Source organism: Myxococcales bacterium, assembly GCA_016712525.1.
Lineage (GTDB): Bacteria > Myxococcota_A > Polyangia > Polyangiales > Polyangiaceae > JAAFHV01.
In genome coordinates this window covers 1,287,476-1,312,295 of the sequence record JADJQX010000001.1, presented here as the reverse complement: position 1 = coordinate 1,312,295, position 24,820 = coordinate 1,287,476, and the positions used below count along the sequence as shown (strand labels likewise).

Here is a 24,820-nt window from a genome sequence, read left to right as displayed (position 1 = left end):
CAAGGCGCCTACGACGAGGGCGAGCAGGAGACATCGAAGAAGTGAGCTCGGCCGTTTCAAGTGCGCCCCCGGAGGCGCAGCAAGGTGCCGTGAAAGACGCTCTCCGTAAAGGACTTCGCAGCTCGATCGTGAGGCTCTACGGCCAGAGGCGTCGATCCCTCGTCGGTCACGCCATCGACGAACGGAGCTTCTCGCTCACGACGAGCCTCTTCGGCACGCGCACGCGCTTGTCCGGTCCGTGCCAGCGCGGAGTCCCGGCGAGGTTCGCGACGACGAGCACCGACGCCCACGTGCGAAACGGTGCCCACGCGCGCGCGCGCACCTCGACCTCGCCCGGTGTCGGCACCTCGGGCGTGCGGGAGGACCCGAGCACCGAGAGCTCTCCGACCGCGCGCAAGAGGCGAGGCTCTCCGAGCGTCAGCATGTCCACCTTCCCCGCCCCTCGGCACAGAACGAACGCCGAGGTCCACGGACCGATCCCGGGCAATCGCTCGAGCTCCTCGAGGGCGTGTGCCTCCGGCAGAGCACGAAGGCGCTCGGCCGAGAGCGTGCCCGCGAGCGCGGCCTCGGCGATTCCGTGGAGACGACGGACCTTCTCCGGCACGATCCCTCGGACCTCACGAACGTCGAGGAGCGCGCACGGGTGTGGCGCGACCGAGAAGCTCGCGCCGAAACCGCTCGCCCTCGTGCCGGTCGCCTCCGCGAGACGCGCCTTCATCGTGGAAGCCGCGCGCATGGACGTTCGCTGCACGAGCACGCCCCACACCGCAGCTTCGTAGGGCGACGGAAAGACCACGGGACGAAACCCGGGCCGCGCAGACGAGAGGAGATGGAGCTCCGAATCCCGCGCGCACACCTCCGCGAAGTCGCTGGCGTCGACGTCGAGTGACAAGATGCGCGCGACCTGCTCCCGAAGCCCCGTGACGCTTCGCGACGCCTCGACGACCACGTCCTCTCCTTCCTCGGTCACCCTCACGGTGACCGGAGCGAAGTCGTGATCGGCCACGAACGCGAGCACGAGCTCCCGCTCGGAGCGGACCTCGGTCGAGCCACTCGTGGGCGTGAAGCCGCACACGAAGCGCGCGGACTCGGCGAGACGGTATGGACCACGGGGGCGGATTCGAAACGTGTGCATGGGGGCTCTCCTCGGCAGGGGATCCCCTCGGTGTACGCGCTCGTCCTGTCAGCCTTATGTCAGGGTTAGGCCGCCGTCCGACCCCGACCGCGCCCCCTCGGAGCGCGGCTACAGCTTGCAGTATGCAGGAAACGAAGCCGGCAGACCGCCCGCGTACGGCGATGGCGACGTGCCGAACGGGTGCGCGGCGAAGAAGGTCAAAAGGCTGGGCGCCGCGTCACGCGGGATCGAGTGGCCCTTGCCGTGATCGCAGATCGCGGAAAAGTTCCCGAGCGCGCGGACAGCAGCCGCGTAGCGCACGCTCGCGGCGGTGAAGTCGACGCCGTACACGCTGTCGCTCGTGCCGCCGTGAAAAACGAGCGCCGAGACCTTGTTGCCCGCCGTCTGCGGAGGAGGGTCGAAGCCGGTGGGGAGCCCCCCCGAGAAGGTCGCCACGCTCGCGACGTAGGCAGATCGGTAGTAGCCGAGCGCGGTCGTCTGCAGGCCACCGGCGCTCATGCCCGCCGCGTGCACGTGGTTGGGATCGATGCGGCCTGCCTCGGCGAGGCACGCGACGATCTCGTCGGCGACGAGGAAGTCGTCTTGCTTCGTGCTCTGGTTGACGAGGAACCACTCGAACTGCCCCGCCGCGGGGTCGGAATACGGCGTCGCGACGACCCCACCTGCGCCGGTGAACGCCGCCTGGCTCGTGCCGAGGGAGTAGGCCGCTTCGGCCGGTGAGCTCCCGGTCGCGTGCCAATAGAGGAGCAGCGGGCCTTTGGCAGCCCCCTCGAACGCGAGCTTGACCTTGCGCGGAGGAACCCCCGCCGGCGCGAAGGTGACGTCGCCGGCCGTGATGGTCGGGCAGGTCCCCGTCGGCTTGGGGATCTTCGCGGCCGCCCCCGGCGCGACGCTCCCGTCCGAAGCACCACCGCCGTCCGGATTTCCGGGGGTGACGACGCCCCCGTCGGACGTCGTACCACCGTCCGCAGACGTTGAGGGTGACGGCTCGTCGCTCTGCGTCGTGGCGGTGCACGCCGACGCGACGACGAGGAAGACGGGCGCGGCCCAACGAAGCCAGGAGGTGTTGCGCATCGCCTGGACAGGAGCACTTCCGCCCGCCCGGGGCAACCCGCCATCTGGCGGAGGGTGCCCGGGGGTGGTCGGCCCTCGGGGTCTCGCGCCGTGCCAGCGCCGACGGCCCGGAGACGCTCGGAAGAGCTTGCCGCCGCTATCGGCGACGAAGACGTCGGGCTGTCGTCCGTCCACCGTCGCTTCACCGCGCCGCCCGATCGAGTCGGTAGGGTTCTTGGATTGGTACGAAGGATGGGACAACGTCGGGCGCACCCGCGCTGTGAACGGCTCACCACGTGCCAGGGCGTGCCATCCCCGGCGCGACGATGCCCCGCCGGTCGCGTGTTGCGCACAAGCAGCGGATTTCTTGGTGTTCGGGCACGGCACACGCGTTGCTCAAGCGTAACGTATGCACGCCTTCACCAAGCGATCTCTCCCCTTCGTTCTCGTCCTGTCGACGTTCGCGAGCGCGTCGATCGTTGGCTGCAGTGAGGAAGCTGTGGCGCCCCGTGACGCGGTTACGGAACCGACGGCAATGCCCTCCCCGTCACAAGTGACGCCGCCTCCCCCAGCATCGTCCCAGGACGCGGCCAAGCCCCCCGCACCCGAACCACCTCTCGCCGACGCCGGGGCCAAGGCGTGCGCAGACCGACCCCAGCTCGGCGCGGAGGTACGGATCACCGTCGACGCGAGCGTGGCGCCGGCGCCGTCCGGAGGCCCCCTTCCCGACGGCGTCTATGTGCGCACGGCGGCGGTGCTCCACACGACGGAGGCCGCCAGCCCCGGGGCTGCCACCTTGAGCGCGAGCACGTGGGAGATCCGCGGCACGCACCTCGCGATCGCGAACGGCTCGAAGGTCGTGACCGCCGATGTCTCGCTCTCCGAGAGCTCGCTGACGTTGACGAGCACGTGCGTCGGCTCGGTCGGTCAGATCGGCCAGGTTTCGTCGTTTCTCTACTCCGTGACGGCCAATGGGGCGCTCCTGCTCATCAAGCCAAACGGAGCGGGGACGAGCACGCTGGTGGAGACCTTCGAGAAGCGCAACTGACGGTCGCGCCCACGTTCCTCGGCACGTCGTCGATGCGGCTCCCGGGGCGCTCCAGCAAAACGCCTTGAACGTCGAGCTCTCGGAGAACATGGCGGCCAGGTCGCCGCCCTTCCCTCAATAACCCCCCTCCCGCCGCGCATACCGCGCTGCCCGCTCCCGGTCGTACGTCTCCGCGTCGAAATCCTCTCCGTGGATCGCCCTCAGGATGGCCCCGTTCGTGGCGAGCGCCGCGCGGTCGAGGTGCCGTGAAGGGTCCCACAGCGCCGAGCGGAGGAACGCCTTCGAGCAATGCGTGTACGCCTGTTCGATGCCGAGCGTCGGGACTTTGCCCTCGACCTCGCACGTGACGAGGGGCGCCTCGTCAGTGGTGAGCGTGGCGCGTCCGTTCACACGAGACGTGCCTCCGATGCCGGGAGAAAGAACAGGAGATCCACCCGCGGCCGTTGCAGCACGTTCATCAGCGTGTCGGCGATGCGATTGCCGGGGCGCTCGGGCACGAGCAACGTCACGTCGTCGAGGATCTTCACGAAGTTCCCACGCCGATCCTGCGCCCGCCACCACGGTTCGTGGCACGCCTGTCTCACCCGTTCGAGCGAAACGCCCCGAGCTCCGACATGAGCGTGGTCATCGACGCGCCGGACTCTCGGATGACCGAGGCGCTCGCGACGAGCCCGTCTTTCACGAGCCCCACGTGGAGCGCGAGCTTCGGGTCGACGAGATCCTTCGGGGCGTCGCCGACCAAGCGTTTTCCGGCGTCGACGAGGGCGTCGGTCTTCGCCACGATCTGGGGGACGAGCGTCGCGAGCATCGTCGCGAGCTCGCCGAGCTTCACGAGCTCGTCCTTCGTCTTCCCGGTCGCGCTCGCGGTCGCGCGCTCGAGGCTCACCCGGAGGTCGCCGCCCGTCGCCGCGCCCAGCACCTTCTTCGACGAGACGCGAATGCGGCCCACGGTCTTCGTGGCCTGGTACGTGAGCGCGTGGAGCTCTTGGGCCGTCCGAAAGAAGTCGTCGTACGAAGCGACTCCGATACGCACGTAGGAGAAATTCTCGGGGGTGCCGTCGTCCTTTTTGGCATTCGCGAGGAAGTTCGCCTCCGGATCGTGCTCGAAGCGCTCGAGGCCGTGACCGAGGCTCGAGAGCGACACGTTCCCGGGCGGAGGCGCCGAGGTGAGCTCCCGTCGCAGCTTCGCCGCAGCGACCTCGAGCTCCGCGGCCGCCTTCTGGAGCTCGGCGGGCATCTCCGACACCTCGCGCCCGAACCGGATCGCGTCCCTCCCCACGTGCCCGAGCATGTAGTGGTCGACGACCTCGGCGGCCGCACACCCCGAGCACACGAACGCACAAAAGACGATGACGGGGGACATCGTACGAAGAGAAGACATGTGGACCGACGTACGATCCACGGGAACGGGCCTTCCCGGACAGCGACGTCTCGCCCGCGTCTCGCGAGCTGACTAGAGGCCCATCCTGCCCGAGGAGGGCCACCTGACGCCCTCCAGGCCCCACCTGACGCCCTCCAGGCCCCACCGGACACGGTCGGGAGCTCACCTGACGACGTCGGGAGCTCACCTGACGACGTCGGGAGCTCACCTGACGACGTCAGGAGCTCACCTGACGATGTCGGGCGCTCACCTGACGACGTCGGGAGCTCGCCTGACGACGTCGGGAGCTCACCTGACGACGTCGGGACATCAGCTGGCAAGGTCGCGCCGCTCCGCTCCGGCGGTTTTCCCATTCAAATCAGCCACTTGCACCCGCCTGACAACGTCGGGCACCCGTGGTGCTCGCCCGACCCTACCCCTTGCGCGCCCCGTCGTCGGCTGGGCTTCGGCGCAGCCCCGCCACGAGAACCACGAGGCCCACGACCACACCAACGCCGTGCACGAAGAAGGACGCGACCGGGAACGAGCCTCCGATTCTGTCCGAGGCGAGCATCTGCAGCGTCTCGCTCGCAAAAAGCCAGCCCCCGAGGAGGGCGACCACACGCCGATCGATCGTCATCCGCCGAGGCTACCGCAAGCCCGCACGCTCCGGCTCAGCTCTCCCAGGCGATCGCGACGAGGGCCCCGTCGCGCCCGAGCTTTACCGCGAGGATCTGATCCGTCCTTGGCCCCCGCAGCTCGTAGTCGAGCACCACGTACGACCGGTTGCCAAAAGCTCCGTCGGGGTAGAGGCCGACGCGCGAGAGCCTCAGCGCATCGACGAGGCCCGTGCGCGCGAGGCCCGCGTACCCTTCGACCTCTTCGGCGTGGAAGCGCCAGAACTTCGCGGGCTCGGCCTCGTCGTCGTCGACGAGCGCGGTGAGCGCCGCGCGACCCTGCCGATCGAGCGCCCCAAGATCGCCGAGCAGCTCGTCCACCTTCGCGAGCTCGTCCGGCGGGAGGGTCGCGAGGCTCGCCACGTTGAGGTCGACGCGAACCTCGTCCTTGTCGAGAGGCATCCGGCGGTCCCATCGGGTCTCGTTCGGGGAGAGCTGTCCGAATTGGCGGCTGTGCAGCATCGCCCGCGAGCGTACCGTGAACTACCCGCCGAGGGCGTTTCTCCATCCAGATCAGCTACTTGCGTGCAGGTCGCGAACCGCCCGGGGCCGCGAGGAGGATTTTCGCCGGCCGGGGCGTATGTTCCGGCGGACATCGCCGTCCAAGGGAGCCGCCATGTTCATTCCCGTAGGTCTCATCGTCCGGCTCGCCGCCGGCGCCGCACGCGAAGCCGCCATGGAGAGCGACATGCGCGCGGCGGCCTACGCGCACGAGATGTCCACCCGCAACACGAACGCTCGCGAGCTCTGGGCGGCTTGCACGGGCGAGCTCGCGTCGCTCGTGGTGCTCGGCGAGAACGTGTGGGACGAGTGTTGGATCGACGGCGTGCAAGTCCATGTGCACGCGACCGAAGGCGCCATGTCGGGCTACCGGGACGCCCACGACGTGCTCGGGCCTGGCCCGCACGGGCTCCTCGGCGTGGCCCCCGGGCGGCACACCGTGGCGACACGCGTCGGAGATCGCTGGGCGTCCACGGCGTTCGTGCTCTTCCCGCGCGAGGCCCTCTGCCTAAGGCTCGACCCTGTCGCGTGTGTGTACGACACGTACGACAAGCCGCGCACCGAGGCGATCTTGGCGCGCCTCGGCACCGACGCGCTGAAGCTCGTGCACTACAGCACCTCGGTGGCAGGCCCGCTCATCCAAGGCTTTCGGGCGAGGGGCGCGCGCGAGGCGCTCGGCCAAGCGCAGATCAACGTGAAGCACATGATCGGCGCCGCCGCGAAGGGCGAAGAGGGACGCGCGATCGGCTGCGCACGCGAGGCGGCCGACGCCCTCTACGCCGCGCCGATCACGTCGTTCGAGCCCCTCACGAGCGCCATCGGGTTCGCCGCCTTCGACCTCATGGGCAAGAACAAGAACACCGAGGCGCGCATCGTGCTCCGCGCCGGGCTCATGATCCTGCCCGAGGATCCGACGCTCCTCGCCGCCTTGGGTGAGCTCGCGATGCGCGAAGGCGACACGACCCTCGGCCGCGACGTGCTCACCCGAGCCCTCGCGCGGGACGCCGGCCTCGACGAACGCATGAAGGCGCGCGCCCGCGAGCTCGTGGGGACCTGACGGGAGCGGCGTCGGCCCTGCGTAGGCCTCCACGCTGCCGGGTACGGTCGGACCCGGGAACGACGACCGCGGAGCGCACGAGCGAGCCCCCGACTCTCAGGGCTCGCAGCAGAGCGTCGTCGGGTCGACTCCTGTTGCCACCCCTGTGGGTGTCGGCACGGAGGGCGTGCACGCGCCGTCGGGAACGGGAATAACCTTGGAGCTCAAGTAGCACCCCGTCAGACTGAGCGGCACATTCGGTGTCTCCGACCTGCAATCACCGATTCCCAGCGGCGTGCAGTCGTTGGCTGGCCGCGTGCAGGTGCACTCGGTGCAGGCACGCCCCTCGGCGATCCCGCCGAACCGAAGGCGCTTGACCGAAAAAGGCCCGGCGGGGCACGCAACGTCTCCCTTGCGGGCGATACACAGCTTCGCGGCTCCTGTGACGCAGAGCTCTCCCCCTCGGCACGTTCCTTGGAAAAAGGCACCTCCGCACAACTGCTCGGTGGCTGCCCAGGTGGTGGGTGGCAGCGTCGTCGTCGGCTTGGGAGAGCAGCTGCGAGGGGTTCCCCCGACACCACCGTACTTCGTGTAGTGCACGGAGTCTCCGCCGCAGGCGTTGGGGCCTTTCGTGAAGACGTTTCCGTACCTCAGTCTGACGCACTCCGCGTTGTCGTAGAGCTGGTAGGTGTAGGTGCAGGTGCCTTCGAGCGGGCCACAGCTGCAATCGCACTTCGCCGCGGGAGCCGACAGTCCGTCGTTGAGGCGCGAACCGATCGCTTGATTGAACGTCGCGTCGCCCCCACACGGTGCAGTCTCGTCGGCGTTCTTCACGAGGCCTGGGCCCTCCCATCCCGTGGGGGCAGCCGAGTGACACCGGGCGTTCTCTCCACACAGGTCGGCCTGCACGGGCGGGGAACCTTCGCTCCCCGCGTCACTTGCCGAAGTGAAGCCACCCGAACAGGCAGCGAGCCACCCACCAAGGAAGCAGAGCGAAGCGAGCGCGGGGACCGGACGCATTGTCTCAAGATACACGCAAAGGCGACGTCATGCCTGCGGTCCACACCGACCCCAACGGAGGCGCGGAAGGCCTCGCCGGCTGCGGCAACGTGTTGGTCGGCGAGGGTGGGTGGACGACGCCCTTCGAGCTTCGCGGCCGGCGAGCGACTCTCGGGGTCGCTCGGTCGAGTGCGCGCGAACACGCCGCGGGGCTCCGAAACGACGGATCACCCCGGGGCGCGACGCGTCGGGCGGGTCGGGACGAAGCTCGACGGCGACCTCCCATAGCGCCGCCGGAAGGCCGCCGCGAAGGCCGCGCCGCTCTCGTAACCGACACGCGTCGCGACCTCGAGGACCGTGCTCCCACCGGCCCTTAGCAGGACGATCGCCTCCTCGAGGCGACGGGCGCGCCAGTGCTCCGTGGGTGAGGTGCCGAGCTCGCGCCGAAAAGCCCGGAGCAAGGAGCTCTCGCTCGCGCGGGCGTGGCGGGCGAGCGCCTCGACCGAGACCTTCTCGAAGAGGTGGGCCTCGATCCACGCGAGGGCTCGGTCGAGGAGCGTCGAGGGGCGATGAACCGCCGGCGCGCGGTCGGCTCCGGCCTCGCGGTCGCGCAAGAGAAAGTACGCTTCCTTCACGAGCTCCGTCTCGAGGAAGCTCACGACGAGGCCCGATCCCATGGCGAGCACGGTCCGCTCGAAGACGTAGCGATGCACGAGCTCGTGCACCCACGTCGTCCGTGGGAGCACGTGCGGCGCGCGGAGCCACCGCTCGAGGCGCTCCCGGTCGAGGCCGACGTTCGTGTGGAGGCGGGCCGCCCGACGCACGACGTCGTCCCCGAGCCCGAGGATCGCGACGCGCACCGAGGGGCTCACGGCCGTGAGCCGGAGGCGCGCACCGGCGGGGACGAGCACGAGGACCGCGCGGTCGAGCGGCACGTCCTCTCCACGCACGCCGAGGGTCATCGCGGAGCGCTCGATCGAGACGACGAGGGACGGCGCGCGCACCGTGAGGGCGGTCCGCACGTGCGGAACGAGGCCGCGGACGTCGAGGTGGATGCCTGCACGAACGCCGGTCCCTCGGCGGGAGCGCGCACGGCTCCGTGAGGCCCCTCGGGCCGTGCGGTCGTTCGGCGTCGGTGCCCGCTCGGCCATGGGGCTCATGCTGCACCCGACCGCGACGCCGTCAAGCCGAGCTCCGCCGAAAGGGTGGTCTGGGTCTCGTCCGCGCGAGCTCGGCCGTGTCACGAGACCTTCGCGCGTGACGTTCTCGCTATCGTCTGTGACGGAGTCGCGATGGCATCTCCGTGCACGCTCACGCTAGACCATGGGCACAACGCTCTCGTCGAGCGAGGAGGTCACGACCATGCGGTTCCCATCGGCGCTCTTCGGCGGTCTCTGCGCGGCAGCGCTCGTCGCATGTGTCGCGTCCTCGCGGGAGGCGGACACCACCCCACCGACACCTCCGGGCTCCGGGTTCTCCCCTCCTCCCCCAGCGGCATCCTCCGGCGAAGGCGGAGCGCCCGACGGAGGGGCCTCCTCCCCGGACGCGGCTCCATCACCTCGGCCTCCGCCCGGACCTCGGACGGTCTTCACCCACCTCTTCGAGTGGAAGTGGAACGACATCGCCCGTGAGTGCGAAGACGTGCTCGGCCCCGCAGGCTACGCCGCCGTTCAGATCTCTCCCCCCCAGGAGCACGCCGAGCTCCCGAGCCACCCCTGGTGGGAGCGCTACCAGCCCGTGAGCTACCAGCTCGAGAGCCGCGGCGGTACGCGCGCCGAGCTCGCGAGCATGATCGCGCGCTGCAAACGGGCAGGTGTCGACATCTACGTCGACGCGGTCCTCAATCACATGTCGTTCGTCCAGCAAGGCGTCGGCAGCGCGGGCAGCACGTTCTCTCGCAAGAGCTACCCGGGAATTTACGGTCCGAATCACTTTCACGGGTGCGAGCGCCCCATCCAGAACTGGGGCTCGCGCGACGAGATCTTCCACTGCGAGCTCGCGACTCTCCCCGACCTCGACACCGCGCAAGAGCACGTGCGAACGACCCTCGCGGCCTACCTGCAGGACCTCGTCGACCTGGGCGTTTCGGGTATTCGAGTCGACGCCGCGAAGCACATCTCGCCGGTCGACCTCTCGGCCATCCTCGGCAAGGTCCGCGGCCCGCTCTACGTGTACCAGGAGGTCCTCGACGACGACGGCCGCGGCGTCGTCACGTCCGCCGAGTACCAAGCGACCGGCGACGTCACCGAGGTCCGCTACGGCGCCGAGCTCAGTCGGGTGCTCCGCGCGGGGAAGCTCGCGTGGCTCGAGACCTTCGGGCCTGCCTGGGGCCTCCTGCCGCCCACGTCGGGGGTCGCCTTCATCGACAACCACGACAACCAACGAGGGCACGGCAGCGGCAATCCGCTCACGTTCAAGGAGCGACCGCTCTACGAGCTCGGGCTCATTTTCATGCTCGCGTGGCCGTACGGCTACCCGCAGATCATGTCGAGCTACGCCTTCACGGACGGGAACCAAGGCCCCCCCGCGGAGGGACCGAGGAGCGCTGGGAGCACCGCGAGCACGTGCGCGCCGGGTTGGATCTGCGAGCACAGGTGGCCCTCCGCGCTCGGCATGGTCGGCTTCCGCAACGCGGCCGACTCGGCCCCCTCCGTGACCGACTTCTGGACCGATGGCGACCAGCGGATCGCCTTCGGCCGAGGCGCGCGAGGGTTCGTGGTCATCAACCGCGCGACGACCGCGCTCCGCCGCTCGTTCCGAACGAGCATGGCCCCCGGCACGTATTGCGACGTCGTGAAGGGTCCGAAGCTCATCAACGGCGCGTGCGCCGGCACGGCGGTCTCCGTCCGCGCGGACGGAAGCTTCGAGGCCGAGGTGCCCGCGCTCTCCGCCGTCGCGATCCACGCGCTCGCCCCCGCGCCCACGCCGTGACACGAGCCCTCGGGGAGCGCGAAGCCCGCGCGCTCTCACCACCCGACCTCGGGACCCGTCGCAAGATGGCCCCATCACGGTAACGGCACGCGCGAGCTCCGACTGACATCCTGTCCGAACCCTCCGCGCCTCGATGACACGCTGTCTCGAGCGCACCTCGCACTCGCCTCGATCCCGCACGAAACCCCTCGTTTACGTCGAGCGCCCACGCTCCGGCTCGAGGGCACGCGCCTTGCGAAGGCACACGTCCATGGCCACCCCTCCCCCACCTCGAGAAGACGCAGACGCCCTCCGCCGCCTCCTCCACCGCTGGTTCGTCGAGTACAACCCGCTCGCCCTCGCGAGCGCCATGCTCGTGCTCGTCGGCCTGAACCTGCTTTCGAAAGGCCTCGCCGAGCGCGCGAGCGTCACGGGAGCCCTCGGCGTCGCGCTGGTCGCCGAGGTGTACGCGCTCGCGTTGATCGGCAGCGCCGCCCTCGCCTACCGCATCGGGCAAAAGCGCTCCGCCGTGCTGCTCGGCCTGCTCGCGGTCGTGTACGAGGCCGACGTGACCCTGCACACCGAGACGTCCAGCGTGCTCGGCAGCGTGGGCGTCGCATCGGGCGCCGTGTGGCTCGCGCTCTCGGGCATCAAAGCCCTCGGGCTGTCCAAGGCCCTTCGCCTCCGCGTGGACAACCGTGTGTGGGCGCTCGTGGGCACCTTCGCCGTGGGCCTCGCCACGCTGCCGTTCGTGCTCTCGCGAGCGTCATCGAGCACCTCCGGCGCCCTCGTCGGTGGCTTCGTGCTCGGGCTCGGGGCCCTCGTGCCGCGCGATCTCGAAGGGCGCGTGCGGTCCGTCGTCCCGCTCGACGCTCGAGGCGAGACGGTCCTTCGCCGCTCGGTGCTCGCCGCGTTCGCCATCCTGGCGCTCGGGCTCGTGCTCCACGTGGGCTTCTGGACCGCGATGTTCCACGTCGACGCGCTGCGCGTCGTGCTCGCCGTGATGGCGCTCTTCGTCGCGCGGAGGGAGTCCGAACGCACCGTGTGGGTGCTCGTGGGTGGGGCTCTGCTCGGGACGCTCACCTTCGCGCCGGAGAGGCTCTCGGACCTCGCGCTCGCGTCGACGGTGGCTCTGCTCCTTCGCGCCCTGTCCCGCACGCGCGTCGTCGAGACCTGCGACGTCACCCGCGCCGACGAGGCCGGCCCCTACCGCGCCGGCGAGACGACCGGGCCGCATCGTGTCGAGACCTTCGAGCGCTACGTCCCCGTCGATCCGAAGACACGCGCGCGCCTCCTCGTCGGAGCCCTCGCGACGGCGCACCTCGGGCTCTGGACGCTCGCCTACCGGGGAGGCGCGCTCCCGGCACACGACCTCGCGCTCGACGCCACCGTCGTCGGCTTCGCGCTCGCCATGGCGTGGAAGCTCCGCGCACGCGCCGCGCTCGGGCTCGCGTCCGCCATCGTGGGCCACGCGCTCTTCGTCTCGGGCCTCGTCCCCCGTCCGAGGACCGCCATGGGCTGGGGCGCGACGGCCATCGGCCTCGGATTTTCCCTCCTGGCAGGCTCGGTCGGTGTGGGCTACCGCCTCGCCAAGACAGAAGCGCCACGCGCATGACCCCGCGTACGCGTCACTCGCAGACGACCTTCGTGATCGTCGCCGTGTAGCGCTCGACGTTCCCGACGTGGGAGATCTTCGTGAAGGTGAAGCCGCTCGCCGGGATCCACGTGAACCGGCGAGGGGCGACGCACACCCCGTCGAGCTTGAGCCGCGCCTTGCCGATCCCGCTCCACCCCGCGCCGTCGTTCACGCCCGCGCGGAGCCTGTGGCTGAGCACGGCGCGGCCCTCGTCGGCGCTCCAGACGCGAGTGTCCCCACGCTGGCGACGGAACTCGAAGCTCACGGTGACCGACGGCGTCGCGACCTCGTCGGCCATGGCAAAGAGCGAGGTCGACGAGACGACGGCGAAGGCAGCGGCGGCGTGAAAGAGGCTCTTCTTCATGGGATCTCCTCGATGCGTCGGGTTCCCGGCGTAGGACGGTCGGGCCCCGCCCACGGTGCACCGGAGCGTGTCGCCCGTTTCGACGACAAACATCGTAACTTCATAGGGTTACCCGAGCCGACTCGCATCCCGCGCGCCGCTCGTGACGTGCACAAACCCGCGTCACGACGCAGGTCTTCGGGCCCGCGGCCACCCGTCGCGCCATCGAAGCTCGTGTTGGGCGCGTCCGGCGGTGCGCGCCTTCGCTGCTGAGAAAGACGCCGCTCGCTGATACCCTCGGGCCATGGCCAAGGTGCTCGTCTGCCGCTGCGAGGACGTCACGCTCCACGAGCTCGACGACGCCATCACCCGCGGCCACACCGACATCGAGTCCTTGAAGCGGTACACGGGCTTCGGCACCGGGTACTGCCAAGGCAAGTCGTGCGTCGCGATGTGCGCGAGGAGGCTCGTCGAGCGCGGGTTCGAGGCGCGCCTCCCCTTCACGCCGCGCCCACCGTTCCATCCCTTGCCCCTCGGCGCGCTCGCGGGCCTCGCCGAGATCGCCGAAGCCGACATCAAGGAGAAGCCATGACGAGCGTCTTTCGATCCGATCTCCTCGTGGGCCAAGCCGCCCTCGTCACCGGAGGCGGCAGCGGCATCGGCGCAGGCCTCGCGAAGCGCCTCGCCGAACAAGGCGCCAAGGTCATGCTCGTGGGGCGCACCCAAGAGAAGCTCGACGCCATCGCCGGGGAGATCCGCGAGCGCGGGGGCACGGCGCAGACCTTCGCGTGCGACGTCCGCAAGTACGACCTCGTCGAGGCCGCGATCCAGAAGACCGTGAGCGACTTCGGGCGGCTCGACGTGCTCGTGAACAGCGCTGCCGGGAACTTCCTCGCGCCGGCCTCGGCCCTCAGCGCCAACGGCTTCCGCAGCGTGGTCGACATCGATCTCTGCGGCACCTTCAACGCGAGCCGCGCGGCGTTCGAGGCCCTCTCGGGCTCGCGCGGGTCGATCGTCAACATCACGGCCACGCAGGCCACCGTGCCCACGCCGCTCCAATGCCACGCCGGCGCGGCCAAGGCCGGCATCGAGAAGCTCACCCGCGATCTCGCCCTCGAGTGGGGCCGCTTCGGCATCCGCGTGAACTCCATCGCACCCGGCCCCATCGAGGGCACCGAGGGCATGTCGCGCCTCGCCCCAGGCGACGCCGAGACGTCCCTCAAGAAGCGCGTCCCCCTCGGGCGCTACGGCACCATCTTCGAGATCGCCGAAGCGCTCACGTACCTCGTCTCCCCCGCGGGCGCGTACATCACGGGCGCGACCCTCCTCGTCGACGGCGGCACGACCTTGCTCGGCCCCGGGCCCTTCCTCGACATGATGATGGGCGGGTAGAAGGCCCGTGTGCTGCTTCTCTCGGCCCGTCAAATTCGTCGGGAAAACGCAGATTTACGCCCGAAACCTTCCTGGCGGGAAGCAGGCCCTCGTCTACACGATGGACGTCGCCCTCGACGAGCCGCTCGCGATGGTGCTCCCGCTGCCCGTGCCTCCGTCGCCCGCCGAAGACGCCGTGCGCTTCGTGAGCCTCGAGGGCTACCCGCGCTTCTTCGACGACCTCGGCGCGGCGTTCCCCCCCGACTACCTCACCGCGCCGCAGGCCAAAGGTGGGCTCTTTCGAGGCGGCCCCGAGCTCTCGGCCAAGCTCGAGGTGCACGACGTGGGCGACTTCGAAGCCTCCTTCGTGCCCACGTCGCGTGACTTCGCGCGACTCGACGCACGCTTCCGCCTCCCGGACGACGTGCTCGGCCGATTGCCCGCCTACGCCGATTTCGGGTTCGCCGTCTTCCGCCTCAAGCCGAAGAAGCGCGGGCTCTTCGGGCTCTCGGCGGCCACCCAGAGCGTGCACCCGATGGCGTTCGTCTTCCCAAGAAGAGATCCGCGGAGCCTCTTTTTCCCGACGCTCCACGTGCACGACGGCCACGTCGCCGCGAACGCTCAATTCGACCACACCCTCTACCTCCAGGACGACGACGTCCTCGGCGCGACCTTGGGATGGACACGCTCCAAAGGCCCGCTCGGCGCACACCTCCGCGTCGATCGAACGGTAGGCCTGGTCGACGGCGCGCGCGTCGGCCTCCGCCAAGGCATCGTCGGGACCTACCCGAACCGCGACGTCGTGCTCACGCCGCCCGCGGGCGTGACCCTCGGCGAGCTCTCGGGCGAAGGGCACGGCTTCTCCTTCCGCGCGCAAGCGACCCACGCGTACCTCACAGGGGAGCTCGACGACGCACGGCGCGCACGCTGGGCCACCTCCGCCCGCGAGAAGCTCGGTGCGCTCTGCCGCGCGCTCCGCGAGACGTTGCCCGAGGTCGTCGCGAGCCACGCGACGTGTGCCCTCTCGCCCGAGCTCCCCGCGCACTTCATGAACGGTCCGCACCTCTGGCGCGGCACGAGCTACCTGGACGGCGCGACCGCAAACCCCGGAGGCCCGGGCGCCCTCACGCTCCGCGTCTTCACCGAGCACGTCGAGCCGCAAGAGATCGTCTTGGGCTTCCGAGCCCTCCCCGACCCGGCGACCCTCACGGCGCTCTTCGCGCGGCTCCAGGGCGTGCTCGACCGGGCCGTGGCGTGAGGGCGCGAGGGCGAGCCAGAGCCGGAGCCGAACGGACTACGCGCATGTCGCAGATAAGCCGTTCCCCGAAACAGTCCAGATCGAACTAGGCGCTCTCCGATACTCCTGGAACCAATAGGCTTGCGAATCCCCTCACGAACTCTTCCTCCATCGCCTCAAGGTCTAACGTGCGGCGACGCACAAAGTCATCAACAGCATTGGCCTCAAAGGCCTCCCACGCTGCGTCCGAAACGTGGTGGAGCCTTCGTTCCTCGGCATTGCCACGAAGAAGCGCAACGAGTTCCTTCCGCTGATGATGCGGGGAAAAGAAGCGATTCCCTGGGCTCGACCGATGAGCCCCGGTTGTGACAAGTTGTACCATGGCTGCGGCACCGTAAAGCCCCAACTCAACCGGACCTTCCGAGCGTTCTCGAGCGAGTGATGTCGCCAACGCTCGTGCACGCGCGTGGCGAAAGTCGAACCGTATCGGCATAGGCTCTCGCTTGAAAGGCGCCTTCTTCGGCCATCGCAGCGTGACATCTCGCGCCAATTCCTCCATGTCTGACTGCGCCCGAGTGAGGCCGCCTCCACTGATTCCAGAGAAGATCCCGGCATAGGTGGTGAGCCAGAACCACGCAGCAAGTCGCTTGCGCAGGTTTGCGTCGGGGCAGGGAGAGATCGCGAACGCCTGGACAAGAAGTGGTATTTGGTGCCGATACGGAACCAGCTCTGGCGACGCTACCCGACACTCGGCGCACAGAAACTCTGCAACACGATTTAGGCCATCTCGACTACGCGGTATAGAATCTGGATTTGCTGAAAGTGCGCGCTGAACCTTGTCCGTGTCAGCATAGAGGTCGAGCCCGAGAATTGCCTTTATGCACCGGAGCCAGGTTTCGTCATCGACTTTCTGCCAAAACGGAGGTTCGAGGCGTTCCCGCTCCTCGCGAAGCAACTTTTCCAGGTCGAACGTCGGGCTCCATACCAGAGCGCTCACCATGTCAAGGTCGCTCATCGGGGTAGCAGTGCTGTTCACGCGACGGAACGTCGTGGTGGCGAACTCGACGTCATCGGATGCCAGCAGTATCACCGGGACCTTGTATGCACGAAAGCGAGTCGCAAGCGCGTCGGCACGTGCGACCCACTCGTCGGCATCGGGTCCAGTAAGCCCTCGTTGAAACTTTAGCAAAGCTACCGTGTTGAGGGTATCTGGCAGCGGTAGCCAGTAAGGCGCCACCTTCTGTTCCTGCCTGCGCGGTACAAAGCACTCTTCCTTTAAATCGTAGTAGAAGCTAAAGACTTCGTCCGGTCCCGGAGCATCCCCATCGTCATCGCCTGGAGCTGACGAGGCCTCCTCATAGAGCGCGCCAAGCAACGAGGCAATCCGTTGACCTCCGTCGAGTATGTACTGGTGTGACCCCGTCGACGATGCCGCGGGAATCCAGTGAGGGCCTATCCATCGGCGAGCGGCGACGGGCATATTCGTGCGCCAAAGCATTATCGCCCCGATAGGAATCCCCTTGCGAACACTATCAAGAAGATCGAGGCGCTGGTCCTCCGTCCACACGCTCGCCCGCTGAAAACGAGGCAGCTGCACAATGCCTTTCTTCACATCAGCGAGAAGCTCGGTCATGAAGACTACGGTCGGGTCTTTAAGGAAACTTGCTTCGTGGTTCATGGCCGGCCTACCGTGCTCGCTCGATGAGTTCCTGAACAAATGGCCGAAGCTCGGCGGGCCCACCCTCGCGCACTACGTCCTGGTCGTTCATGGCTGTGTCGTCTCCATACAGGCCGCCAACCGGGCCAACCAGAGACTTCACTTTCGCGTGGTACCGCTCATTTTCTTCAAGACAAAAATAGCCATCGACAATCTCCCGCCTAGCCTGCCTCTCCGTCCGGTTACCCCCAAGAGAAATCCATCGGTTGAACGCAGAGCGTGGCAGGTAGTTTTCGATAGCCCTTCGCGCGAGTCGGTAATAGTGCATTTTCGCTTCTTCACATACCAACCCGAGCTGCGTGGAATCGCTACTCGGATGTCCCGTTGCCTCAGAATCGCTATCGAACAAGCATGAAGCGAGGAGGGGGATCGCCGTCGTCGTCGTCGTCGAGAGTTGCATCACACGACGCGGCATACTGCTGATCCCGCCGCCGTGGTCAGCCTCAAGCCACTCCTTCTCAAAACATTCCCGAAGATAGGTACGTTCCGCCGAGCCGGCCATTCGCAACAAGAACGCGCGGTCGTTGAAACCATCTTCGAACAGTATCCGGTAAGGCCGCTGCAGGATCATCCAGGCTGTGGTCGGCGAGACTTGATCGTTGGTTGGCCTCTCGCTTACGACGATTTTCAACTTTGATGGTGCACTTGCCTGCTCCTGCGTCGACCAGCTTTCCGCGTGGTCGACCGCCTGCTGCTGGTGAGGGGAGAGTGCGTTTCTCCACTGGCTAAAGCTGGATTGCGCCGTCTTGGCCGGCAGGACTCGATGCTTGCCAACTCGGGCGAACCACATGATTGGCAAGCACCATTCGGGTGCGTCAGTGAACACCGATGCTTCGAGCACAACGTTCATGTCCGCTTCGCCTCCCGCGCCTCTAGTATTTTTCGAGCCTGCACGAGGTGCTCAGAGAAGACCCCGGGGGGCCAGCCCTCGCGAGAGCCGTCCAGGCGCAGGGGCACCTCGCGCACAGTCGACAATCCGCCTCCTCCACGCTCGACCCAGGCAATGCTCACATCATCAGGGGATAGGCGTCCCTCGACAACAGCAAGTTGAAGACCCAAGAGCAGTGTTTCAGAGTGTGTCTCGAGAACGAAGCGCGCGTTGCTCGAGCACGCCTCAAGGAGAACGTCGACAAGCGATAGCTCGGCCGCAGGATGAAGATGAAGTTCAGGTTGCTCGATCGCTACTAGTGGTGTTTCTCCCAATTGGCCCCTGCGCGCCATCGCCGCAAGAGTGAGAACCGGCAGCACTTGGTTGATACCTTCTCCTACCGAGGCCAGCGGCACGCCGCTCCCCGGCAGGCCTTGAGGTGCAATATCAGCATACGCTCCGCGAACGTCGCGCCCGATCGACATTTCCACCCCCGCAAGCCGACCGAGCCCACTCTGAACATCGCGATGCACGATGTGCTCCTGTCCGATTCGAGCAAGAAACGGTATCGGGTCCGCCGAGTCGTAGACATCGCCGGCAGCCGGGTACCGATCGGCAGGAGGTCGGCGCGTCGGGGGGAGCCAGTGAACCGACTCTCCGAAGGCCTCTAACCGGGCTCGCAACCTACTGAACCGCTTATCCAAGAGAAGGCCATCAAACCGAATGCTCTCGGTGGTACCATCCCTCATCTCGTAGATCGGCTCAAGCTCTTCATTCGGCTGCCAGACAGCGCTTAGGTCCGAACCGTCGAGTCCTTGAGTACTGAGCGTTTCGACGAGGGGTGTCCGACGACCTTCGCCAAGTTTGAAGGGTTCGAGAAGCTTCATGGAGAGATGCGCGCCATCGTCCCATGAAAGCCCTAGGCTAAGTCGTGCCGCATGACCGCGCGTGACTAAGTCCGCGAACGAGGCCCCGCGCGCCGCAAGATGATCGAGGGCAAGCGGAGGGCGTGTCTTGGCGGGGTCCGGGTGGCACGATGCGGCCAACAGGACGAGCCCCCGCAGCAGCGCGCTCTTGCCCGCGTTGTTGTAGCCGAAGAGAAGCGTCAGCTTCGCACCGAGGCGCACGCGAGACCGAGTGAAGAAGGAGCGGTAGTGCTCGAATTCGAAGCCGCTAAGTCGCACGGAGTCCACACGCGGTATTGTGCCACGGTCGGTGGAATCCAGATGGGAATTCGTGGGTTCGCAGACCTCTAGGTGGTGCACCGACGCACTCGAAGCCTGCGTCGGAACTGGCACGGCCATGCGACAGGAGACCGGGTCGCTCGTTCACCGCTAGCGCGGCGACGCCGGAACAGAACTGCCGGAAATCGAGAGCCCTACGTCTTCCGATCGGGCGCCTTCTCGGGCTCGAGCTTGCGCGACGCGGGCACGTTCCCCACCGACGGCTTCGCCCCTCGTCCGCGCACCGTCGGGGTACGCACGGCGTGCCGCGCCTCTTCGGGGACCATCAAACGGAGGTGCCACCCGTGCACGGCCACACGCCCCTCGGCTTCCGCCAGGGCGCGCTGGATGCGCCGCGTGAGCCGCCACACGGACGCGATGACGAACACGTTGGCGACGAGCAGGAGCACGATCGTCGGGCCCTTCGGGAAGCTCACCACGTTCGGCGCGATGCGCATGCCCTCGTCGTCGAACGTGTACGACGGCGCGAGGAGCCCGAAGTGCTCGAGCACCGTGGGGCCTATCATCACGGCCGCGCCGAACACGAACGACGCCGTGCTGAAGATGGGGCGAAAGTAGTTCTGGGCGTACACCACGGCCGCCGCGAAGAGCGCCGTGGGCAAGAGCACGAGCGACCCGAAGAGCCGCGACATGGCCGCGAAGCCGACACACGCGAAGAACAAGATCGCCCCGCTGCGTCGGTCGTTCGGCACGTGGGTCGGGCGCGCCTCGACGAGGCAGAGCACGAGCGAAGCGCCGAACGCGACCGACGCCACCCCGAGCGGAGCCCACGAGCGCACGCCCATCCACACGACGAGCGGGAGCCACAAAAACCAGGTGCCGAACACGAACGCCCCCATGCGCGCCGTCACGCGCATGAGCTCGTTCCGCGATTTCTCGAGCGCCGCGGCGGCCTCGGGTGGCATCTCCTTCGGCGGGTGCGCGAGGAGCTTGGTCATCGTCTCGAGCGCCGTGCGGTTCTTCGGGTCGAGCGCGAGCGCGTTGCCCACGTCGCGCATCGCCTGCTCCCGTTCGCGGTTGTGCGGATCGTCGTCGGCCAACGCCCGGCCCGCGCGCGGGAGGGCCGCCTGCGCGTACCCGACCGAGAGCTCTCGCCGACGCTCGGCCTCGAGATCGCGGTCGAGGTGCCGCTGGAGCGCGTCGTAGAGCGCACGCGCGGAGGGGAACCTCTCGTCGACCTTGGCCGCCGTCGCACGCACGCAGACGGCCTCGAGCTCGTCGGGGACGTCACGATCCGGGGCCCGCTCCGAGCAGCGCGCGTCGACACCGATGAGGGTCGTCGCGGTCATCTCCGAGGGCGTGCCCACGTGGAGCGGCTCGAGCGTCAGGATCTCGAAGAGGAGCGCCCCGAGCGCGTACACGTCGGCGCGCCGATCGACCTCGGCGCCCGAGAGCTGCTCCGGAGCCATGTAGCCGAGCGTGCCCACGTAGCTGCCGGCCACGGTCGCGTGCTCGCCGCTCGTCTCCTCGGGCATCACCCAGTCGGGGGAGTCGGCCACTTTGGCCACGCCCCAGTCGAGCACGTACACCTCGCCGAAGTCGCCGAACATCACGTTCGAGGGCTTGAGGTCGCGATGGACGACGCCGCGCTCGTGGGCGAAGTCGACCGCGAGGCACACGCTCCCGAACGCCGAGAGCAGCCGATGGCGCGAGTATTTCTCTTTGGTGGGCACGTCCCCCTTCGCGAGCCCCTCGAGGATGGCGCCGAGGGTCGTGCCGTGCACACGCCGCATCGTGAAGTAGGTCGAGCCGTCGGAGGCCGTGCCCATGTCGTACACGGGCACGATCGACGGGTGCTCGAGCCGCCCCTGCACACGCGCCTCGCGGAGGAAACGCGCGCGAATGTCGGGCCTCGTGTCGCGATCCTTGCGGATGGTCTTGATGGCGACGTCGCGTCCGACGATCGGATCGTGCACGAGCCGCACGACCCCCATGCCCCCCTCGCCCAAGAGGGAGCGCGAGACGTACCGGGACGGCGCCGAAGGGGACGACTCCCCCGTGGCGAGGTCGCGGATCTTCGGCTCCGAGAGCGGCTGCGGCACGAAGCGCATCTCCGACGTCGGATCGTCGCTCGGGGGCAGCGTCGGCCTCGACCAAGGGTCCGTCGCCCGCTCGCTCTCGAGCGTGTCCCTCACTTCTGCGCCTCGCGGCGTCGTGGGGATCTCTCCGGGTGGCTTCGCGTCGGGCTTCGGCACGTCACTTCGAGCGTAATCCATGCCTCGGCGAAGCGCGCCTCCGACGCGCACGAGCGCTCCTCCGCCACCGCCCATTCGTTCAGTCATTTCCAGGGTTTAGGCGCCGTACGTGACGGGGCTACGGCGGGCGTCCACGGGCCTCCGTTCGTGTGTACTCTCCATCGACCCGCCATGCTCCCCGAGGAAATCCGCGACGCCCTCTCCACCTTGACCATGGCCCTCGCCGCGCGCCCGGAGCTCGACGCCGAGCTCCGCACCTATTGGCGCTCGGACGGTCGCGAGGGCGCTTCGGCGCTCGACGGGTCGACACGCAAGGCCGCGGACACCCTCGCGGCCCGCCTCCCCGAGCTCACCCGATCGCCGGAGCACGTGGAGACGCTCGGCATGCTCTTCGCCGAGCCGACCGGTGAGGTGCTGCTCGCGTGGTGCGCGGCGCTCACGTGGCACAAAGACGTGGCCCTCGCCGGCCTCCTGCCCGCGGCGGCGCGGTCAGGCTTCGCGAGCGAGGCCGCCAAGGTCGTGCGCGACAGGGTCGTCGAAGGTCCCCTCGCCGACGCGCTCGCGTGCGCACCGCTGCTCGGCTCTGGATCGGCCCTCACCGCCGACGAGACCGCCGAAGCCCGCGCCCGCCTGCAAATCCTCGTGTGGGAGGCTGGGGCTTCGGCGCTCGAGCTCCCGCGGCTCGGGCCGTGGATCTGGGGCTCGAAGGACACGTTCGAGGCCATGGTGCACGAGCCTGCGCGTGGCACCCTCCGAGGCCGCGTGCTCGCCGCGCGCATGCTCGAGGTGAGCGTCTCTGGCATGCCCCACACGACCGATCCGCTCCTCGTCGGTCAGACGCTCCAGGTGCTCCAGCCGCTCTTGCTTCACCCCGAGCCGCTCGTCTGGGTACACGCCGCGCGCGCGCTCGGCCGGCTCACGGGCCCGGTCGAAGCGCTCCAGGGCACGCTGCTCGACTGGGTGTTCGGCGAGTCGCGTGTGCTCCGTCAGCGGGCGACCACGGCCCTCGCGTCGCTCCCCGCCGAGCGGCTCATGCTCGTCGCGAGCCAGCTCGTGAGCATCCTCGACTCGCGCGACGAAGAGGCGTGGGTGCTCGCCGCCGTCGCCGCCGCCACGCCGTACCTCTTCTTCGAGCGCCGCTCGCTCTGGGATCGCCTCGCGAAGCGCGTGCTCGCCGGGGACGGAGGGGCCATCGCTGCGCGCGCACTCGCCCGCGGCCTCGCGCCCCTCTTTCGCCGCGGCGCCGCCCCCGACGACGTCGCGAAGACCTTGCGGAAGCTCCGCGAGATGGCGCGCCACGCCAAGCCCTCGAGCCTCGACGAGTGCCGCCGCTGGATCGAGGTCATCGCCGTCACCGACACGATCGACGGCGCCGAGCGCGACCCCCTCGATCTCGAGCTCGGCCTCGAGAACCTCGTACGCATCGCCGCCCAGTACGACGACGAAGAGGCCGACGCGCGCGCCGCACGCTTCGCGAGCTCCCTCCTCCCGACGTTCCACGAGGCCAGCAAGATCGCGCTCGGCACGGGGCGCCTTCGCCAGCGCGCCGCCGCGATCAACGCGCTCGAGGGCTCGGCCCGCGCCTTCGCGCTCCGCCTCTGGTCTCCTCTCCTCGCCACGCGGCCCGAAGGCGATCCCGTCGAAGAGCCCGATCTCTCCGACACCTGGGAGGCGTTCGCCCGGGCGCCCTCCGAGATCCTCGATCTCGTGAAGGAGCGACGCGCGGTCGAAGGCACCGACGAGAAGGCCGATCTTTCCCTCGAGGTGCTCGCCATAAAGCTCGGCGGATACGCGCTCGACGCGTGCGGCGAGGACGCGGACCTCGGGCCCGGCCGCGGGCCCACGGCTCACGACACCTGCCTCTGGCTCCGCAAGGTGTCGGGGCTCGCCGACGGCTCCCGCGAGCTCCCCGAGGCCCTCTCCGGGGCGCTCAGCACGCTCTTCTGGCGCCTCGTCGACACCACGCGAGGCACCTCGCTCGGCGAGGTCGACGACGTGCGGTGGCTCGGGCCCTTCGCGGCGTGGTGGGCCCTCGTCATCGACCGGCCCACGATGTTGCTCCAGCTCGCGCACGCGCTCCCGATGATGGCCCCCGAGGCCCTCGCCCTCTGCTGCGAGCGCGCCGAGGCCCTGCGCACGTCGGTCTCGAAGGGCGAGGCGAACGGCGCGTTCGGGCCCGCGTCGGCCGAGGCGCTCGGCACCCTGCACGCGGAGGACACCGAGCTCGCACACGCCCTCGCGGGCCTCGCCAAGGCCCTCGGAACCTTCGGAAACGTTTCGGGAAAGAGCAAAGAGCTCGACGCTGGGTGCCTCGAGCTCGTGCTCGCCGCGAGCCGCCTCCACGGGGCCCTCGCCGATCCGGTCAAGGCGCTCCACGCGAGCGTGCCGGACATGTCGGCCGACTCGCTCTCGAAACAAGCGACCGAGAACGCTCCGCGCATCGCGGCCCTCGTCGCGCGCGCGGTCCGGTCTCGCGAGCCGGCGATGCTCGAGGTGTGGTTCGCGTCTCTCGGTCCGCTCACCTCGGCCCTGCTCGAGGCCGCCGTGGCCGAGGCCATCTCGCGCACCCCCGCGCCGCCCCCGCTCCCGAAGAAAGAGGAGCCCAAGATCATCGAGGGCTACGAGCTCGTGAAGCCCCTCGGCGAAGGTGGCATCGGCAGCGTGTGGCTCGTGCGAAAGCCCGGGGCCGAGCGCTACTTCGTGCTCAAGATCCCCAAGGCCGAGGCCCTCCAGAACGCGACGGACACCGAGCGCGAGGGCATCTTGGCCTCGTTCGTCGAAGAGGCGAACGCGCTCGCGGGGCTCTACCACCCGAACGTGGCGAACATCATCGACCGCGGCGTGTCGGGGAACGTGCCCTTCCTCGTCCTCGAGTACCTCATCGGCGCCGATCTCAAACAGTACTCGAGCGCGCACCTCATGTCGTTCTACGAGCTCCGCCAGGTCGTGCTCGAAGCGTGCGCAGGCCTCGCGGCGCTGCATGGCGCAGGCCTCGTCCACCGCGACGTGAAGCCCGCCAACTTGTGGCTGCGTTTGCCGCTCGCGGGAGGCGAGCGCTTCGACCCCGAGAAACACCGGAACCCCGCCATGGCGCACCCGCTCGCCACGGTCGTCATCGACTTCGGCATGGTGCGCTCCATCAAGGTCCACGAAGACGCAGGGGGGCGTTTCGTGGCCGGAACCGCCGGGTACATCGCCCCCGAGCAGGTGCTCGACCCGGTGGAGCTCGACCCTCGCGCCGACGTCTACTCGCTCGCGGCGACCATCTACAACGTCACCACGGGCCGCGCTTTCTTCGACGAGATCGACAATCCCCGCGACCGCATCATCGCGCATATGCGACAAGACCCCCTCGAAGACGGCGCGCGCCTCCGTGGCTTCCCGGCCGGGGTGGCTCGGGTCCTCCGTGCCGCCACCATGAAAGACCCCAAAGACCGCCCGTGGCCGCTCGAAATGGGCCGCGAGCTCGCCCTGTCGATCTGACCCTAGA

The 24,820-nt window shown here is 68.6% G+C and carries 21 protein-coding genes; 8 read left to right on the top strand and 13 right to left on the bottom strand.

What is annotated here, in order from left to right; genetic code table 11:
• Positions 1-166: 166 nt before the first annotated feature.
• Together IPK71_05640 and IPK71_05635 are read right to left on the bottom strand one after the other, a co-directional pair.
• Positions 167-1,135, bottom strand: a complete 969-nt coding sequence (locus IPK71_05640; GenBank protein ID MBK8213216.1) for a DNA-3-methyladenine glycosylase 2 family protein — start codon at positions 1,133-1,135, stop codon at positions 167-169.
• Between the two features lie 108 nt (positions 1,136-1,243).
• Positions 1,244-2,209, bottom strand: a complete 966-nt coding sequence (locus IPK71_05635) for a hypothetical protein (protein MBK8213215.1) — start codon at positions 2,207-2,209, stop codon at positions 1,244-1,246.
• A gap of 514 nt (positions 2,210-2,723) precedes the next feature.
• Here IPK71_05635 and IPK71_05630 point away from each other — a divergent pair.
• Positions 2,724-3,236, top strand: a complete 513-nt coding sequence (locus IPK71_05630; GenBank protein MBK8213214.1) for a hypothetical protein — start codon at positions 2,724-2,726, stop codon at positions 3,234-3,236.
• A 114-nt stretch (positions 3,237-3,350) separates the two neighbouring features.
• On the opposite strand, the gene IPK71_05625 is transcribed toward IPK71_05630, so the two are convergent.
• The 5 genes from IPK71_05625 to IPK71_05605 form a co-directional block, all read right to left on the bottom strand.
• The gene (locus tag IPK71_05625; GenBank protein MBK8213213.1) at positions 3,351-3,626 is read right to left on the bottom strand and encodes a hypothetical protein; all 276 of its coding nucleotides are present in this window, start codon (positions 3,624-3,626) and stop codon (positions 3,351-3,353) included.
• Positions 3,623-3,763, bottom strand: coding sequence for a hypothetical protein (locus IPK71_05620; GenBank protein MBK8213212.1), 141 nt, complete (start codon positions 3,761-3,763; stop codon positions 3,623-3,625). The genes IPK71_05625 and IPK71_05620 overlap by 4 nt, the downstream gene beginning before the upstream one ends.
• Positions 3,764-3,816: 53 nt before the next feature.
• A complete protein-coding gene (locus IPK71_05615) occupies positions 3,817-4,617 on the bottom strand; it encodes a hypothetical protein (protein MBK8213211.1) in 801 nt (266 codons plus the stop codon).
• A gap of 412 nt (positions 4,618-5,029) precedes the next feature.
• A complete protein-coding gene (locus IPK71_05610) occupies positions 5,030-5,236 on the bottom strand; it encodes a hypothetical protein (GenBank protein MBK8213210.1) in 207 nt (68 codons plus the stop codon).
• Positions 5,237-5,270: 34 nt separating this feature from the next.
• Positions 5,271-5,735, bottom strand: coding sequence for a DUF2004 domain-containing protein (locus IPK71_05605; protein ID MBK8213209.1), 465 nt, complete (start codon positions 5,733-5,735; stop codon positions 5,271-5,273).
• Between the two features lie 154 nt (positions 5,736-5,889).
• On the opposite strand from IPK71_05605, the gene IPK71_05600 reads away from it, so the two are divergent.
• Positions 5,890-6,831 (top strand): hypothetical protein, encoded by a 942-nt coding sequence (locus tag IPK71_05600; GenBank protein MBK8213208.1) that lies wholly within the window; start codon positions 5,890-5,892, stop codon positions 6,829-6,831.
• 1,205 nt (positions 6,832-8,036) lie between these two features.
• Here the strand turns inward: IPK71_05600 and IPK71_05595 are convergent.
• The gene (locus IPK71_05595; GenBank protein ID MBK8213207.1) at positions 8,037-8,960 is read right to left on the bottom strand and encodes a helix-turn-helix transcriptional regulator; all 924 of its coding nucleotides are present in this window, start codon (positions 8,958-8,960) and stop codon (positions 8,037-8,039) included.
• A 211-nt stretch (positions 8,961-9,171) separates the two neighbouring features.
• Here IPK71_05595 and IPK71_05590 point away from each other — a divergent pair, with 211 nt between their 5' ends.
• Together IPK71_05590 and IPK71_05585 are read left to right on the top strand one after the other, a co-directional pair.
• Positions 9,172-10,740: an alpha-amylase family protein gene (locus tag IPK71_05590; GenBank protein MBK8213206.1), complete on the top strand. Its 1,569-nt coding sequence runs from the start codon at positions 9,172-9,174 to the stop codon at positions 10,738-10,740.
• Between the two features lie 250 nt (positions 10,741-10,990).
• Positions 10,991-12,334, top strand: coding sequence for a hypothetical protein (locus tag IPK71_05585; GenBank protein MBK8213205.1), 1,344 nt, complete (start codon positions 10,991-10,993; stop codon positions 12,332-12,334).
• 13 nt (positions 12,335-12,347) lie between these two features.
• On the opposite strand, the gene IPK71_05580 is transcribed toward IPK71_05585, so the two are convergent.
• On the bottom strand, positions 12,348-12,719 hold the full coding sequence (locus IPK71_05580; GenBank protein ID MBK8213204.1) for a hypothetical protein: 372 nt from the start codon (positions 12,717-12,719) through the stop codon (positions 12,348-12,350).
• A gap of 283 nt (positions 12,720-13,002) precedes the next feature.
• On the opposite strand from IPK71_05580, the gene IPK71_05575 reads away from it, so the two are divergent.
• Genes IPK71_05575 through IPK71_05565 form a run of 3 tightly spaced genes read left to right on the top strand, consistent with a single transcriptional unit; the run spans position 13,003 to position 15,327 of the window.
• Positions 13,003-13,290, top strand: a complete 288-nt coding sequence (locus IPK71_05575) for a (2Fe-2S)-binding protein (GenBank protein ID MBK8213203.1) — start codon at positions 13,003-13,005, stop codon at positions 13,288-13,290.
• Positions 13,287-14,090: an SDR family oxidoreductase gene (locus tag IPK71_05570; protein ID MBK8213202.1), complete on the top strand. Its 804-nt coding sequence runs from the start codon at positions 13,287-13,289 to the stop codon at positions 14,088-14,090. The genes IPK71_05575 and IPK71_05570 overlap by 4 nt, the downstream gene beginning before the upstream one ends.
• 7 nt (positions 14,091-14,097) lie before the next feature.
• Positions 14,098-15,327 (top strand): hypothetical protein, encoded by a 1,230-nt coding sequence (locus IPK71_05565; GenBank protein MBK8213201.1) that lies wholly within the window; start codon positions 14,098-14,100, stop codon positions 15,325-15,327.
• 85 nt (positions 15,328-15,412) lie between these two features.
• Here the strand turns inward: IPK71_05565 and IPK71_05560 are convergent, their stop codons facing one another.
• From IPK71_05560 to IPK71_05545, 4 genes are all read right to left on the bottom strand, one after another.
• Entirely contained in the window at positions 15,413-16,984 is a 1,572-nt protein-coding gene (locus IPK71_05560) for a DUF262 domain-containing protein (GenBank protein ID MBK8213200.1), read from the bottom strand.
• A gap of 7 nt (positions 16,985-16,991) precedes the next feature.
• Positions 16,992-17,873, bottom strand: coding sequence for a hypothetical protein (locus IPK71_05555; protein MBK8213199.1), 882 nt, complete (start codon positions 17,871-17,873; stop codon positions 16,992-16,994).
• On the bottom strand, positions 17,870-19,018 hold the full coding sequence (locus tag IPK71_05550; GenBank protein MBK8213198.1) for an AAA family ATPase: 1,149 nt from the start codon (positions 19,016-19,018) through the stop codon (positions 17,870-17,872). Before IPK71_05550 ends, IPK71_05555 begins: the two co-directional genes overlap by 4 nt.
• Before the next feature lie 251 nt (positions 19,019-19,269).
• Positions 19,270-21,351: a serine/threonine protein kinase gene (locus IPK71_05545; GenBank protein ID MBK8213197.1), complete on the bottom strand. Its 2,082-nt coding sequence runs from the start codon at positions 21,349-21,351 to the stop codon at positions 19,270-19,272.
• Between the two features lie 150 nt (positions 21,352-21,501).
• Between IPK71_05545 and IPK71_05540 the strand changes: the two genes are divergently transcribed.
• Entirely contained in the window at positions 21,502-24,813 is a 3,312-nt protein-coding gene (locus IPK71_05540) for a serine/threonine protein kinase (GenBank protein MBK8213196.1), read from the top strand.
• The last annotated feature ends 7 nt before the right edge of the window (positions 24,814-24,820 follow it).

Bases quoted from the DNA above. Each gene is read 5' to 3' on its own strand.
- IPK71_05640 (MBK8213216.1), bottom strand. From the start codon at position 1,135: ATGCACACGTTTCGAATCCGCCCCCGTGGTCCATACCGTCTCGCCGAG.
- IPK71_05635 (MBK8213215.1), bottom strand. From the start codon at position 2,209: ATGCGCAACACCTCCTGGCTTCGTTGGGCCGCGCCCGTCTTCCTCGTC.
- IPK71_05630 (MBK8213214.1), top strand. From the start codon at position 2,724: ATGCCCTCCCCGTCACAAGTGACGCCGCCTCCCCCAGCATCGTCCCAG.
- IPK71_05615 (MBK8213211.1), bottom strand. From the start codon at position 4,617: ATGTCTTCTCTTCGTACGATGTCCCCCGTCATCGTCTTTTGTGCGTTC.
- IPK71_05610 (MBK8213210.1), bottom strand. From the start codon at position 5,236: ATGACGATCGATCGGCGTGTGGTCGCCCTCCTCGGGGGCTGGCTTTTT.
- IPK71_05605 (MBK8213209.1), bottom strand. From the start codon at position 5,735: ATGCTGCACAGCCGCCAATTCGGACAGCTCTCCCCGAACGAGACCCGA.
- IPK71_05600 (MBK8213208.1), top strand. From the start codon at position 5,890: ATGTTCATTCCCGTAGGTCTCATCGTCCGGCTCGCCGCCGGCGCCGCA.
- IPK71_05595 (MBK8213207.1), bottom strand. From the start codon at position 8,960: ATGGCCGAGCGGGCACCGACGCCGAACGACCGCACGGCCCGAGGGGCC.
- IPK71_05590 (MBK8213206.1), top strand. From the start codon at position 9,172: ATGCGGTTCCCATCGGCGCTCTTCGGCGGTCTCTGCGCGGCAGCGCTC.
- IPK71_05585 (MBK8213205.1), top strand. From the start codon at position 10,991: ATGGCCACCCCTCCCCCACCTCGAGAAGACGCAGACGCCCTCCGCCGC.
- IPK71_05580 (MBK8213204.1), bottom strand. From the start codon at position 12,719: ATGAAGAAGAGCCTCTTTCACGCCGCCGCTGCCTTCGCCGTCGTCTCG.
- IPK71_05575 (MBK8213203.1), top strand. From the start codon at position 13,003: ATGGCCAAGGTGCTCGTCTGCCGCTGCGAGGACGTCACGCTCCACGAG.
- IPK71_05570 (MBK8213202.1), top strand. From the start codon at position 13,287: ATGACGAGCGTCTTTCGATCCGATCTCCTCGTGGGCCAAGCCGCCCTC.
- IPK71_05560 (MBK8213200.1), bottom strand. From the start codon at position 16,984: ATGAACCACGAAGCAAGTTTCCTTAAAGACCCGACCGTAGTCTTCATG.
- IPK71_05555 (MBK8213199.1), bottom strand. From the start codon at position 17,873: ATGAACGTTGTGCTCGAAGCATCGGTGTTCACTGACGCACCCGAATGG.
- IPK71_05545 (MBK8213197.1), bottom strand. From the start codon at position 21,351: ATGGATTACGCTCGAAGTGACGTGCCGAAGCCCGACGCGAAGCCACCC.
- IPK71_05540 (MBK8213196.1), top strand. From the start codon at position 21,502: ATGCTCCCCGAGGAAATCCGCGACGCCCTCTCCACCTTGACCATGGCC.